This is a genomic window from Sphaerochaeta halotolerans, assembly GCF_003429665.1.
Lineage (GTDB): Bacteria > Spirochaetota > Spirochaetia > Sphaerochaetales > Sphaerochaetaceae > Sphaerochaeta > Sphaerochaeta halotolerans.
Map to the genome: position 1 here is coordinate 177090 of NZ_QUWK01000001.1, position 13789 is coordinate 190878.

13 protein-coding genes are annotated in these 13789 nt (G+C 47.6%); 6 read left to right on the forward strand and 7 right to left on the reverse strand.

Features of this window, described 5'->3' with window-relative positions; all coding sequences use genetic code 11:
* Positions 1–71: 71 nt before the first annotated feature.
* The 4 genes from DYP60_RS00795 (at position 72) to mglC (ending at position 4818) form a co-directional block, all read left to right on the forward strand.
* Entirely contained in the window at positions 72–989 is a 918-nt protein-coding gene (locus DYP60_RS00795; RefSeq protein ID WP_133299260.1) for a pectinesterase family protein, read from the forward strand.
* Positions 990–1155: 166 nt separating this feature from the next.
* Positions 1156–2169: a galactose ABC transporter substrate-binding protein gene (locus tag DYP60_RS00800; RefSeq protein ID WP_117328963.1), complete on the forward strand. Its 1014-nt coding sequence runs from the start codon at positions 1156–1158 to the stop codon at positions 2167–2169.
* A 101-nt stretch (positions 2170–2270) separates the two neighbouring features.
* Positions 2271–3779 carry a sugar ABC transporter ATP-binding protein gene (locus DYP60_RS00805; protein ID WP_117328964.1) on the forward strand — a complete coding sequence of 503 codons (1509 nt, stop codon included), beginning with the start codon at positions 2271–2273 and terminating at the stop codon, positions 3777–3779.
* Positions 3780–3792: 13 nt separating this feature from the next.
* A complete protein-coding gene (mglC, locus tag DYP60_RS00810; protein ID WP_117328965.1) occupies positions 3793–4818 on the forward strand; it encodes a galactose/methyl galactoside ABC transporter permease MglC in 1026 nt (341 codons plus the stop codon).
* An 87-nt stretch (positions 4819–4905) separates the two neighbouring features.
* Here mglC and DYP60_RS00815 read toward each other — a convergent pair whose 3' ends face one another.
* The 4 genes from DYP60_RS00815 to DYP60_RS00830 are packed head-to-tail and all read right to left on the reverse strand — an operon-like array spanning position 4906 to position 10050.
* Positions 4906–5856 carry a substrate-binding domain-containing protein gene (locus DYP60_RS00815; RefSeq protein ID WP_117328966.1) on the reverse strand — a complete coding sequence of 317 codons (951 nt, stop codon included), beginning with the start codon at positions 5854–5856 and terminating at the stop codon, positions 4906–4908.
* Complete coding sequence (locus DYP60_RS00820; RefSeq protein WP_117328967.1) at positions 5856–7619, reverse strand: cache domain-containing sensor histidine kinase; 1764 nt, start codon at positions 7617–7619, stop codon at positions 5856–5858. Before DYP60_RS00820 ends, DYP60_RS00815 begins: the two co-directional genes overlap by 1 nt.
* On the reverse strand, positions 7616–9223 hold the full coding sequence (locus DYP60_RS00825; protein WP_117329113.1) for a helix-turn-helix domain-containing protein: 1608 nt from the start codon (positions 9221–9223) through the stop codon (positions 7616–7618). The genes DYP60_RS00820 and DYP60_RS00825 overlap by 4 nt, the downstream gene beginning before the upstream one ends.
* A 41-nt stretch (positions 9224–9264) precedes the next feature.
* Entirely contained in the window at positions 9265–10050 is a 786-nt protein-coding gene (locus tag DYP60_RS00830; protein ID WP_117328968.1) for a nitroreductase family protein, read from the reverse strand.
* A 78-nt stretch (positions 10051–10128) separates the two neighbouring features.
* On the opposite strand from DYP60_RS00830, the gene DYP60_RS00835 reads away from it, so the two are divergent.
* Complete coding sequence (locus DYP60_RS00835) at positions 10129–11442, forward strand: MFS transporter (protein WP_117328969.1); 1314 nt, start codon at positions 10129–10131, stop codon at positions 11440–11442.
* 2 nt (positions 11443–11444) lie between these two features.
* Here the strand turns inward: DYP60_RS00835 and DYP60_RS00840 are convergent, their stop codons facing one another.
* From DYP60_RS00840 to DYP60_RS00850, 3 genes are all read right to left on the reverse strand, one after another.
* Positions 11445–12017 carry a nitroreductase family protein gene (locus DYP60_RS00840; RefSeq protein ID WP_117328970.1) on the reverse strand — a complete coding sequence of 191 codons (573 nt, stop codon included), beginning with the start codon at positions 12015–12017 and terminating at the stop codon, positions 11445–11447.
* A gap of 206 nt (positions 12018–12223) precedes the next feature.
* Positions 12224–12385, reverse strand: a complete 162-nt coding sequence (gene rd / locus DYP60_RS00845) for a rubredoxin (protein WP_117328971.1) — start codon at positions 12383–12385, stop codon at positions 12224–12226.
* A gap of 54 nt (positions 12386–12439) precedes the next feature.
* Positions 12440–13411: a helix-turn-helix transcriptional regulator gene (locus DYP60_RS00850; RefSeq protein WP_117328972.1), complete on the reverse strand. Its 972-nt coding sequence runs from the start codon at positions 13409–13411 to the stop codon at positions 12440–12442.
* 170 nt (positions 13412–13581) lie between these two features.
* On the opposite strand from DYP60_RS00850, the gene DYP60_RS00855 reads away from it, so the two are divergent.
* Positions 13582–13788 carry a SlyX family protein gene (locus DYP60_RS00855; protein WP_117328973.1) on the forward strand — a complete coding sequence of 69 codons (207 nt, stop codon included), beginning with the start codon at positions 13582–13584 and terminating at the stop codon, positions 13786–13788.
* The last annotated feature ends 1 nt before the right edge of the window (position 13789 follow it).

Here is a 13789-nt window from a genome sequence, read left to right on the forward strand (position 1 = left end):
CTTTGTCTCGTGCAAGGAAAAAGAGAAACAAGTGTCTTAAAACTCCAAAGCGATTGACGTATGATACAGCTATGGAAGCATATCGAATTACACTCACCCCAAAGGACAGCATCAATGATGCTCTCCTCCAATTTCCTGAAGAGGAAAGGCCGCTTGTTGTTACCCTTGAGAAGGGTACCTATACAGAAAAGGTGGTTATCGATCGGGCGAATGTCACACTTGTCGGTTCTGGGCGTGATGAGACACGTATTACCTTCAGTGATGCTGCAGGGGCATATATGATGGGAACCTTTGCTTCTGCTTCCTGCACGATACAGAAAGCGAATTTCCGGGCAGAGCACCTGACGTTTGCCAACGATTTTGACTATCCCTCATTTCGCCATCTTGTGGAGCAGAATCCAGGGAAAGTGAATGGATTGCAAGCAGTTGCCTTTAGAACCACTGAAAGCGCCGATACCACCATTTTGGAGGATTGTGCTTTCTTTGGCTATCAGGATACGCTCTTGCTCGATGAGGGTATGCACCTACTGAATAATTGCCAGATCGAAGGTACTATTGATTTCATCTTTGGTGGAGGAGCCGCTCTCTTTACCGATTGTACCATCCTCTCCAATGGGGAGGGGTATGTCACTGCTCCCTCAACTCCTGGTGACCAGTTGGGTTTCTGTTTCCATCGATGCAGGTTCCTCAGGAAAAAAGAGGTCCCTGCCCACTCGGTGTATCTTGGCAGACCATGGCATCCGAAAGCCGACCCTACCATTAAATCCTTTGCACTTGTGTGTGAGTGCTATCTTGATGAACACATCCAAAGTTGCGGTTGGACGCAGATGCATGCCTTCCCTCCAGAGGGAGGGGAAAGTATCTTCACAGCAGAGCAATCACGATTCTATGAGGTTGCTTGCACGGGACCAGGCTCCTCTTCTGAACGAGATAATCTTGGAAATAATGAGGCTCTCTTTTTGATGTCTGCCTGTAGGGCGTTATTGTAATTCTTTAGAAATTGTTCTTTTCTCAATCGAGAGTGGAAAGGCTCTTGTGTATAAGAAAAATGTTTCAATATCGAAAAAAAACCAAGATTAACCAAAAAAATTTGCATGTACGACTCCCTAAGGTCGTGCAAAACTGAATACAGAGAAAATCCACTAGGAGGGTTCTATGAAAAAGTTTACGGCTATCATGTGCTTGGCACTCGCTCTGGTAACTCCCGTTTTTGCTCAAGGACAGGGAGAGGCCAGCGACATTGAAATCGGATGTGCAATCTACAAGTTTGACGACACCTTTATGACTGGTGTTCGTAATGCAATCATCGCTGCAGCCGCAGAGACCGATGCAAAAGTCGAGGTTGTTGACTCCATGAACATCCAGGCTACTCAGAATGAGAAAGTCGACCTGTTCATTACCAAAGGTATGGATGCAATGCAGATCAACCCTGTTGACCGCACCGCAGCTGGCGTTATCATTGACAAGGCCAAGAAGGCCAACATCCCTGTAGTGTTCTTCAACCGTGAGCCTTTGGCTGAAGATATGGCAAAATGGGACAAAATCTATTACGTTGGTGCTCGTGCTGAAGAGTCCGGTACCATGAGTGGTCAGCTGGTTGTTGATTACTGGAAATCCAATCCAAAGATGGACAAGAATGGAGATGGAGTCCTGCAGTATGTCATGCTGAAAGGCGAGCCCGGACATCAGGATGCGGAGCTGAGAACCGAATATTCGATCAAGGCATTGCAGGATGCAGGTATCAAGGTTGAGAAACTTGCTGAAGATACCGGCATGTGGGATCGTGTAAAGGGCCAGGAAAAGATGGCTGCTTTCATCGCCAGCCAGGGTGATGCAATCGAGGCAGTGTTTGCAAACAATGACGACATGGCCCTCGGTGCAATCGAAGCTCTCAAGGCTGCCGGTTACTTCAAAGATGGTAAGTTCATGCCTGTTGTTGGTGTTGATGCAACCGCTCCTGCATTGCAGGCACTTGAGGAAGGCACCCTGCTCGGTACCGTACTCAATGATGCAGTCAACCAGGGTCGTGCAACCTTCGCTCTTTCCTATGAGCTTGCAAAGGGCAACACCCCCACTGATGCTTCCATTGGTTATACCATTACTGATGGCAAGTACGTATGGGTTCCTTATCAGAAGGTTACCAAGGAGAATTATCAGCAGTTCAAGTAAGTGCTGAGATGTAGTACATACCCTCCGGGTTGCAATGTCATCCGGAGGGTTTTTTCAAGAAAACTACACCCCCGATGCATATCGGGGAGGCGAGGGAAGTCATGTATGTACTAGAAATGAACCATGTCTCCAAATCGTTTCCTGGAGTAAAGGCTCTAGACGATGTCACCCTGAAGGTAAAACCTGGAACGGTCCACGCTCTGATGGGCGAGAATGGAGCAGGCAAATCTACGTTGATGAAGTGCCTCTTTGGACTCTACTCCATGGACGAGGGAGAAATTCGCTTCAATGGAGAGCCGGTTGTCATCAACAACGTTAAGGAAGCACTTTCCTTGGGAATTTCCATGATCCACCAGGAGCTCCATCTCATCCCCTATCGGTCGGTTATGGAGAATATTTGGCTGGGAAGGTTTCCTAGAATAGGGGGTGCAAAGAGTCCGGTGGTCGACCATCAGGCTATGTTTGACAGGACCGATCAATTGCTGAAGGAGTTGAATCTTAGCAACATCAAACCGACTGATTTGCTACGCACCTTGAGTGTTTCAAAAGCACAGAGTGTTGAGATAGCAAAGGCGGTTTCCTATGATTCGAAAATTATCATCATGGATGAGCCCAGCTCATCGCTGACGGAGAATGAAGTGGAACATCTGTTTTCCATCATCCGTTCTCTCCGACAGCGTGGAGTGGCTATCATTTATATTTCCCATAAAATGGAAGAGATCCTCAAAATCTCCGATGAAGTGACAATCATGCGTGATGGGCACTATGTAGGAACCTGGGAAGCAAGTGAGCTCACAACTGCGACCATCATCAAGCGGATGGTAGGGCGTGATCTTACCCATCGGTTCCCTTCCCGAGAGAGTAAAATCGGGGGAGAGTTGCTTCGAGTGGAAAACTATACTTCCCCTAATGCGAGAAGTTTCAAGAATGTATCCTTTACACTTCATAAGGGAGAGATATTAGGTTTAGGAGGTCTTGTTGGTGCCCAGAGAACTGAGGTGATGGAGGCAGTCTTTGGATTGAGACTCCATAGCGAAGGGTCTCTGTATATACGAGGTAAGGAAGTGACGATCAACAATTCCTATGATGCCAAGAAGTATGGTATGGCACTATTGACCGAAGAGCGACGAGCGACTGGGATTTTCCCCGTCCTTTCTGTCCAGGACAATCTGGTAATAGCAAACATCAAGGAATATCGGGACAAGAGTGGTTTACTCAATTCGGCAAAAATGGCAGCTGATACACAGAAAAGCATCAAGGATCTTGACATCAAGACTCCTTCAGCCAGAACCTTGATCAAGAGCCTGAGCGGAGGAAACCAGCAGAAGGTACTCTTCGCCCGTTGGTTGCTTACCTCTCCTGATATTCTCATCCTTGATGAACCAACCAGAGGTATCGATGTAGGAGCCAAGTATGAGATTTATGTCATCATGCAAGAGCTCGCAGCACAGGGCAAGGGTGTGATCATGATTAGTAGTGAGATGCCTGAACTCTTGGGAATGACCGATCGAGTCGTGGTAATGAGTGAGGGGCGTGTCGCCGGTACGGTGAACAGTAAAGAAACAGACCAGGAACAGATAATGGAACTGGCGACAAAGTATGTCGGGTAGGAGGGTGAAGCAAATGCGTACGCAAGCAATAGGTGGTTTCCTCTTTGGTAAAAAGAGTTTGAAAGAGTTTGTGATGGACAAGGCAATCTTCCTCGTCCTGCTGATGTTGGTTATCGTGATCGCCATCATCAACCCCCGTATCCTTCGAGTACAGGTACTCAGGGATATCCTGATGATGAGTTCCACCAAGATCATCATGGCCTTAGGCATGATGTTCGTCATTCTCACCGGTGGCGTTGATCTGGGAGGGGGGCGTATGGTTGGTATGGCAGCTGTTATTTCTGCCTCCATGCTCCAGACCTCTGATTATGTTAGACGATTCTATCCAGAGTTGGGTCAGATTCCTTTGCTGATCCCTATTCTGTTGGCGGTAATTGTTGGGACTTTGTTTGGGATGATGAACGGAATGATTGTGGCAAAGTTCAAGGTACCAGCCTTTATTGCCACGCTCTCTTCGATGTTGATCATCTATGGAGTCAACTCAATTTACTTCAACATGCCCCCGAACAACAGTCAGCCCATCGGCGGACTTCGCCCTGATTTCACCTATCTTGGTTCTGGGTCCATTGGGTTCATTCCAGTGATTGTCATCTTTGCCGCCATTGTATCAATCATTGTCTGGTTTATACTCAACAAGACAGTCTTTGGGAAGAATGTCTATGCAGTAGGTGGTAATCCGGAAGCTGCAGCCGTTTCTGGTATCAACATCACCAAGACCTTGGTTGGTTTGTTTGGTTTGTGTGGTTTCTTGATCTCCCTCTCTGGAGTACTCGAAGCTGCAAGAACCGGAGGAGCAACCAATAACTATGGGAGTGGCTATGAGCTTGATGCCATTGCAAGTTGTGTTGTTGGTGGTGTATCGACTACCGGAGGGGTTGGAACGGTTAGTGGAGTTATTGCAGGTGTTATCATCTTCAGCTTCATCAACTATGGTCTGACCTTTGTCGGGGTAAACCCCTACTGGCAGAACATCATCAAGGGAATCATCATTGTATCTGCAGTATCCTTTGATATCAGAAAGTACGTCCAGAAAAAATAGTCGAATGTATTGTACGCGTTGGGGCAGGGTAACACCTGCCTCTCTTTTATAAGAAAGAGCACGAGAGGACTCTAGGCGGGAGAGTTGTCACTGGAACGTCTGGAAGAGTATGTGCTGGTGTTCTTCGCTGAACATGGACTCCTTGGTCACCAAGGCAAAGTCCACCAACTTTTGAACCGGCCGCTTTCCTTCCAAAAGTTCCACCGCTGCAAGCACACTGCGATATCCCAAATTGAATGAGTTTACAACAACCAAGGCATCAATTACCTCGGCTTCAAGAAGCTGGATCTCATGCTGGGTGTTCCCGAAGGCTATAAAATGAATCTTAGGATCTGGAGAGAGTGCAGCAGCAACACCATGTGCGGTGTACTCTTCCAGGGCGAATATCAGGTTGATTGAGGGATCGGCCTTGATAGCCCTTACAGCAGTATCGTGCGCAAGAACCTCTGAAGAGAAGCTGTAGGCAACTGAGTTGATCCTTGCGTTCTCCCTTTGGTGAAAAGCTGTTTCCAGGGAACCGATAAGAGCAGTCATGCTGGTGGTGTTCGGCAAGGAGCCAATGATCAAGGCATTGATGGGCTCATCTTCGCTGAAGTGGCTGAATGCGTGTTCCGCAACATGCTTTCCAATCATTTGGTAATCAGCTGTAATGAGAAAATCCGGCTCTTCCTGTAAAAGGCCGGTGTCTGCGAACACCACCTTTATCCCTGCAGAGCGAGCCTTGCCCACCACGTGTTCCAGTTGTGTATGATGACTGGGTGATAGGATGATTGCATCGAATTCTTGTGCGATAGCTTCCTCTACAAAAGCAATCTGACCACTGTAATCCGATTCATTAACTGGGGCGAAAAACTCCAGTACAGCTCCTGTTGCCAGCCTTGCACTACGTGCGCCATTTTTCAGTGCTCCCCAGAATTCTCCTCCCTGCATCATGGTAATTACTGCAATACGGTAAGGCGTGTTGGTATCCTGCTGATTTCTGGAGCAGCCAGAGAGCAGGAGCAAGGGTATCAATAGGAGAAGAATTGTTCGTTTCATCAGTGTGCCACCTTGATCGGTTGGATGGGGTCCTGTTCAGGAATGACCAGCCTTACCAGAGTCCCCACATCCAGTTCACTGGATATCTCCAGACCATAGTCCGACCCATAATAGAGTTGGATTCTCTGATGCACATTACGGACCCCGATTCCCTCACCATTCTTTTGGGAAGGACTGGACATGGTCAGAATGGTATTCAGTCTCTGTTCATCCATACCTACTCCGTTGTCCCTGATTTCAATGATTACTGCTCCTGGTTTCTTCTTGAACACCTTGATATCAAGGTGTCCCATTTCCTGCAGGTATTTTATGCCATGGTAGATGGCATTTTCCACGATAGGTTGGACGATCAACTTTATGGTGGGTAGGTTCTCAACACCTGGTTCCATGTCGATGGAGAACTGAAATTTATCCCGATAACGGATCTGTTGGATAATGAGATAGTTCCTTACATGTTCCAGTTCCTCACCAAGGGTGATTATATCCCTTCCCTTACTGATGGATATCCTAAATAATCTTGCCAAGGCGGTAACCATGGTGATGACACCGCTCGTATCGTTTTGTTCAGCCATCCAGACGACCGAGTCGAGGGTGTTGTAGAGGAAATGAGGATTAATCTTTGCTTGCAGTGCATCAAGCTCGAACTTGCGCTTCATCTCCTGGCTTTTGACGATGTCATCCATCAGTTGCCTGATGCGTTGCACCATCGCGGCAAATGTTTGGGAGAGCGCTGCAACCTCCTGGTTTCCCCCTACAGTCGGGGGGGACGAGAAGTCACCACGCTCCACACTGTTCATCAGTCTTTCAAGTTCCTTGATTGGTCTGCTGATATATGCAGAAACAGTGCGTGCGATGAGTATGGTTGTAATGATACAGAAGGCAAGGATGATGAGCATAACGGTGGTGTACTGATCGAGTCCTGCCATCAATTCGTCCATATATGCTACCCCGACGATTCTCCATCGAGCGTTGTTCACTGTGTCTATGATGACCAGACGTTCCCTTCCTTCGAATGTGTTGGTAAAGGTTCCGAAGATATGTTCCTGGACTGATTCAATATCTTCGTTGAAGAGATTCGAGTTAATCAGTTGTTGGTAAGGGTGGTACACAATCTTCCCATTGTTGTCTATGAAGTAGACATAGCCGCTGGATCCCAGTTTTGCACTTTGGCAGAGTTCGCTTACGGCCCAGGAGTTCATGTCGATGAGGAGCAATCCTTGGCTGAGTTCTCCCTGTTTGTTGGTGTAGCTGATCTGTTGGCTGTAGGTAATGACCCAAGGGTAGCTGGAGGTGAACAATTGTTGTACATGGGGGCCGGTGAAGTAGAAGTTTCCCTCTCCTCCGATGGCACGGGTGAACCATGTTTGGCCAAGGATCTCCTCTGTTGGGCGGCGGGGAGCATCGCTGGTGGAGAGCAATGTTTCTCCTCCAAGGTCGAAGAGGACGAGGCAAACAATATCCTGGCGGCTGTCAACAATGGATCGTAGGCGGTTTTCAATCTCTTCCCTGGGAAGAATGTTAGTCTGTTTGGCAAGATCTCGAGCATAGGTGGCTATGGTGAGAATATCGTTGGTGTAATAACTCAGGTTAGCATTTACCTGTCGAACAATCTCTCTTGTTGAGACAGTGGCATTCTCTTTGATCCGGGAGGAGAACTGACTGTACAGGATTGCTGAGATCAAGAGGGTGAAGGAGATGGAAACTACCGCAATTGCAAAAGTCAGGAGGGTCATGATGGAGTACGGTTGCTTCTTCCTCTTCATCGGTTAGCCTGTCTATACTGACTGGGTGATACCCCCACATGCCGCTTGAAACTGAAACTAAAGTAGTTGGGTTCTGAAAACCCAACCGCTTGTGCAATTTCATAGGTTTTTCCTTCAGTCTTGACCAACAACTCTTTCGCACGGTCCATACGCATTGCAGTCAGGTACTGTACGAAACTCAATCCGACTTCCTTCTTGAAGGTGGAGCTGAAGTAGGAAGGGCTGACCCCAATCATTTCACAAATCTCTTCAAGACCGAATCCGGGTTCAGTGAAGTGCTTCGTTATCAGGGATTTTGCCTTCCCTATGAACTGGATATGGGAGATTTCTCTCTGTCCGGCTATCTTCTCCCTGATTCCCAGACAGACATGGGTGAACCAGCGCCGTGCTTTCCCCAGGGTGGTGAGCGAGGCGAGCTCCGCAAAAAGGTTCCTTCCTTCCTCTTCGGAGAAAGCAAAGAGCGTATATCCATAGCTGTGGGCCAGATCCTGCAGAGAGACAGCTAGGGAGAGGACAAGCTCCTGAATCTGGGTAAGGCTGAGTGAAGCGAGTGCTTCCCCGAATAGATTGGAAACTGCTTCACTGACCTGTTGCTCGTTTCCCGTCTTAACCGAAAGTACTACATTGGCCTGCAATTCCTGGAGGGCTCCAGGTAGCTCTTCGGGAGAATCACTTTCCAGGTCAGTGATGAACAAGAGAGATTGCTCTGGGTAACAAGAACTGTAGTTGAGAGCCCTGAGTGCCTGTCTGTAGGATTGAGAGATTGCTGAGGGCTTATGAACCTGGTTCCCAATTCCAAGTACCACAGGGAAGTTGTACTTCTCCAGGTAGGCTTGGACCTGTTCAGCTTTGCGATAGGTCTGTTTCTTGAACACTGCATCATAGTGTGCTTGGCCATGGCTTTTGGCACTGAAGATGATGGCTATCTGATTTTCAAATTGGAAAACCAGAGATCCTTCCTCCTTTTTGCATACCTCATCAACTACCTCGAATATTGCCAATGTCTGCAGTGGATCATTCTGGAGGTGGTCACTTTCTATAAGAGCAACCATGAATTCATCTTTATCAAGATCAAGGCCATACTCCCTTGCCTTGGAGATCAGGTTCTGGTCAGTGGTTGCTTGTGTGGTGGTTAGGAGCGAGAGTAGGAATTTTTCCCTGATAAGGGGAAGTGCTTGTTGGTAGACCTCTTTCAGTCTTTCTTGGTCCTGTGTTCTTTTAATTTCTTGGTCCAAACGATTACTCAAACGTTCCAATAACTCGCAAAGATCAGCAACAGAGACTGGTTTTAGGACATATTCACTGACATCATAGTGCATTGCTTGCTGGGCATAGGTGAACTCATCATATCCACTGAGTATTACCAAGGTGGTTGCAGGATGGACAAGTCGGATTTCCTTGATTAGATCCATACCGTCAAGGTAGGGCATCCTGATATCGGTTATGACGACATCGGGATGAAGGTCCTCAACCAGCTCAAGAGCTTCTATTCCATTTCCTGCTTCTCCGACCACTGTGAAGTTATACCGCTCCCACGGGGTGCGGGAGCGAATTCCTTCTCGTACAGCAGACTCATCATCAACCAGAAGTATTGAATACGGCATAGCTACCATGGTAGAGGGAAACGAGGGAGTAAGCAAGTTTTTTAGTGCCCACACCACCAGTCAAACATGACACTGGTGGAGCGGTTCATCTCCTCCATGAACGCACTGGTATGTTTTCTCAGGTAGTAGTAGTCAGCGAGTGTGCCACTGTTCTCATAGGGAAGCGCGTGTCTTGCTCTTCTCTGCTCCTCATGCTCCTTATAGGCATTTCCCAATACCTCAATATGGGGTTCCTCATATCGATTTTCCATGAAGATTGAAGAGGCGGGACAACGGGGGGTCAATTTTATGGGGCCTTTCCCTTTGGGGTAGCCGAAAATAAGCATGCAGGCAGGGATGGTGTACTGCTTCAGCTCTAGGAGGTCTTTCAGGTTCTCAAAATGCTCGATAACGTCCCCGATGTAACAGGAGCCTATGCCGAGGGCTTCTGCGGCCACTACGGCGTTCTGTGCAGCTATGATGGCATCCTGCATGCAGAGATGCAGGTCTCCAAGTCCTGGTTTTCGATAGGAAACATGCTTTTGCTCTTTGCCTCTCTCAACAGCACCGCTTTCATGGAAATAATTCACCCACTTCTGCATGTCGGCGAGGAATACCCAGACCAATGGGGCCTTGCTGATCATAGTTTGGTTGTCACAAATTCCAGCTAGGGTTTTCTTTTTATCACTGTTGTTGACCTCAATGACTGAGTAGAGTGCCATATTTCCTGCCGTAGGGGCACGAAGGGTTGCCTGTTTCAGGAGCGAGAGATGCTCCTCCTCGATGGGCCGCTCCTGAAAGGCGCGGACGCTCCGTCGATTGTTCAATAGTTTCAATGTTTCTTGCATGGCTAGAGTATACGGCACTGTGGATGCTTCTTCCAGTGGAGATATACAAATCAGATAGAATGCTCTATCCTATATGGTATGAAAAGTGTGAAGGCATATCGCTATCGATGGTTGATTCTACTCTCATTGGTACTTCAGATTCTCTCGGTGGAGGTCCATTGGCTCAACCTTTCTCCAGTGGGTAGAGTTGCAAATGAATACTATGCGTCCCAACTAACACTCACCTACGCTCGTCCAGTGGACTTGCTCTCATTGACGTATCTTGTAGTTTTTGTGGTGGCGAGCATCCCCGCATCCTATTTATTGCACCGCCTCGGTATCCGCACGGCTACGTGGATAGCTAGTGGGTTGATCATATTCGGTTCCATGACCAAGTGGCTCTATCTCCCTACATTTTCACTGGTTCTCCTTGGTCAGTTTATCCTTGCCATTGGACAGGCTTTGGTTCTCACCAGTATCACCGAGATTGTCAGCCGTTGGTTTCCCATCCGTGAGCGTGGTATGGCAGTTGGTATTACCAGTGCCAGTCAATATTTATCGCTTGCCGTGGTAATGATTCTTTCTCCAATCCTGGTTGTGACCAAGGCAAATGATCCCTCATGGGGGAGTGGCTTTGAGGAGTTGATGCGTTTCTATGCAATTCTCAGTTCTACCCTTGCCCTTGTTGCAGCCATTCTGATTAGGGAAAATCCACCTTCTCCATCTTCCGCTCTTCCAACCAACAACAAGGTGCACTATAAATCCTCATTCAGAGCAATCAATGCCATTCCCTCTCTTCGTGGGTTGATGATTATCTTTGCAATTGGCTGGGGTGTTCTGATGACTTTATTCATTAAGATTGATGAAATCAGTGAGTTGCTTGGCTTTGCAGATTCAAATGGATTCCTCGGAATTGCCATGCTCGCAGGAGGTATGGTGGGAGCAATCGTACTGCCAGCCCTTTCCGACCGTTTTCGGAGGAGAAAACTCTTCTATGTCTTCTGTAATGTCTGCTCGATTCCAGGTATCCTACTTCTGGTATTTTGCCAGCAACTTGGTGCAGTATTCTTGAACAGTGAGGCAATTGCCTTGATTGGGTCCTCAATTGTAGGTCTTTCTCTGCTCTCTGCAATTCCTATCGGCTCGCAGTATGCTGCCGAGTTGGGACAGGGGATCAGTGAGGAGGTCATTCAAGGAATGTTGCTGCTCTACAGCCAGGCTGCCTGTGCAGTTATTCTTGTATTCTCTCTGGTTGTGACTGAACAATATGCCCCCATGTTGCTTGCTATTTTGGCCGCTCTCTTGGTTGCAGGGATGATCGGTAGCTCCTTCCTCAAGGAAAGTGAGATGATCATCACTGAAGAAGAGCGGCTCAAAGAGGTGATCAATCAGGAGATTGTGCATCTGCAGTAGGATTACTTACCTTCTGGTTTCAGCTGGTTGTCAAAATGGTTGAAAGCGTGGACTTTCTCCAAGGGGAGGCGATCCCGTTTGCCATTCTCACTTTCCAGGTGTTTTTTACTCAGGTGGGAGCTGTCTCCTGGATATCCAACGACCATCAATACCATGATGGAGTCTTCCTCAGCAATGCCTAAAACGTTCTTCGCTAGTTCTGCGTTGAATCCAGCAATGGGGTGTACATAGAGTCCTTCTTGCACTGCCTGGAGTTGATACGCCATGGTAGCCATACCCAGCTCAAACGGAGCATAGTTGCGTTCACCAAGGGTCATTCCCCAAGAGTTGTTGGTCACCACAGCTACCAAGGCAGGAGCTTTCTTCGCCCAGTAGTTACCGGGGGTCAAGGCTTCCTTGAGTTGGCCCAGCACAGTTTCATCAGTGACGGTCACCAGTCTCCAGGGTTGGCTGTTCATGGAAGAGGGGGCGCTGTGTGCTGCTTCAGCAAGACGTAGCAGTACTTCTTCATCAATAGGTTTGGTATCGAGTGCACGATAGGCTCTTCTCTTTTCAATAGCTTCTAACATTGCCATAGGTTCCTCCAATACATCTCTTTTTAATGTACTATGGTTTTTACTGTTCGTGTACAGGAACCTTCTTCAAGAATGGTTGCCGTCTCGTTCTCGGTACGCTACTGTTGTGCTTTCATCATCGCCCTGAACAGGGGAATTCTCCATTTTGGGTATGAAAAAACGGGGAAGGTAGGTAGTACCATCCCCGTTCTTTGAAACCCACGAGATTAGTCGCGGGGTGAAAAGTCAGACTTAAGAGCTCCGCAGAGAGGGCAAACCCAATCCTCGGGGAGATCTTCAAAGGCTGTTCCAGGCTTGATTCCGTTATCGGGATCACCTACTTTCGGGTCATATACATACCCACAAAGATCGCATTCGTACTCTTTCATAGTTGTTTCCTCCTCTTCTTAGCATAACGACATTCATGCCAAGGGGCAAGATAATTATGACTGATAGAGGGCCAGGATTTTATTCAGCATCTTGCAGAATTTCTTCCTAAAACTATCAGGTCCCAATATCTCCACTGAGTCACCACACTGAATGATTCTCAGATAGAGCTCTATTGAGTTCTCTGCATCCAAATTGCAGATGAGGGTTCCATCTTCCAATTTCTCAAAGACAGGAGTTCCATGCACTACCGAGCGGAAGACGTTCATTGCCGAGCGTTCCTTGAGCCTAAGGCTCAAAGGAATCATATCGATTGCCTCATAGTGTTCCTCAGGTTCATGGAACTTGAATGGTTTGAGGTTGTCTGGAATGGTATAGGTCTCATCAAGGATGATGGCACTGGTGATGGTGCTGATATCAATGGTAATTATCTCAGTGGTATGGCGTAATCTTCCTGTAACGCTAATCGGATGCCTGCCTCCAGTGTCTTCTTCACGGAAACCTATGAAGTAGGGGGCAAGTTCGGTCTCGATAGGGTCAAACCCTTTCAGGCCTTGTACAATTCTCACAATACGCCCAGATACCCAGGAGTCGATAAGCACTTCCAACACAGAGTTGAATTTGCTACACTCCTTCTTCTCTTGCACCTTTTTGTCAATTTGTTCGGCGAGATTGACAATGTTCTCACTGATCTTAGGTGCATAGGACCGCATATTCATTGCAATCTTTCTCAAGCCCGATGCAAGGTGGGGATTCTGGTATTCACTGCTGGTTGCCAACATTTCCGCAGAGAGGTTGAATGCAAGGCTCTCATAGACACTGAGGGCGATGTTCTCATCCTCTTCCCGGGTCTTGATTTTGATGAGGTTATTCTCTTCATAGATGTCAATGTACTGCTTCAATTCATCAACATATCTGCTGATTGTCGAGCGATGGACGCCTAAACGGCGTGCAATCTCAGCTCTCCTCAGTCCTTCCGGATGGGAGTGAAGCAACAACTCTAGTTGTGCAACACGTTCGCCTTTCATACAATTTCCCTCTCATTTGCACCATTCTGCAACAAAATACAAGTCAGTATACCATGGATGTCTCATCTTACAAGGCTTATTTGCACAAATAAACACAGTTTTGCAACATACTGCGAGAGTTGTCGAGAAAACACACTCATGATAGGATATGCATACAAGGAGCGACTGCTATGGAAGAACGTCTGACGAAGCTTGAAATGAAACTTGCCTATGCGGAAGAGACGATTGTAACCCTCGATTCTGTGGTCACCGAACAAGCCAAAGAAATCGGACTTCTGAAGAGCCGTCTCGAATCATTGGAAAAGCGTGTTTCTGATGTGATGGATGAAATGGGGGATGGCGTAGCCCCTTCAGACCAGAGGCCACCCCACTATTAGA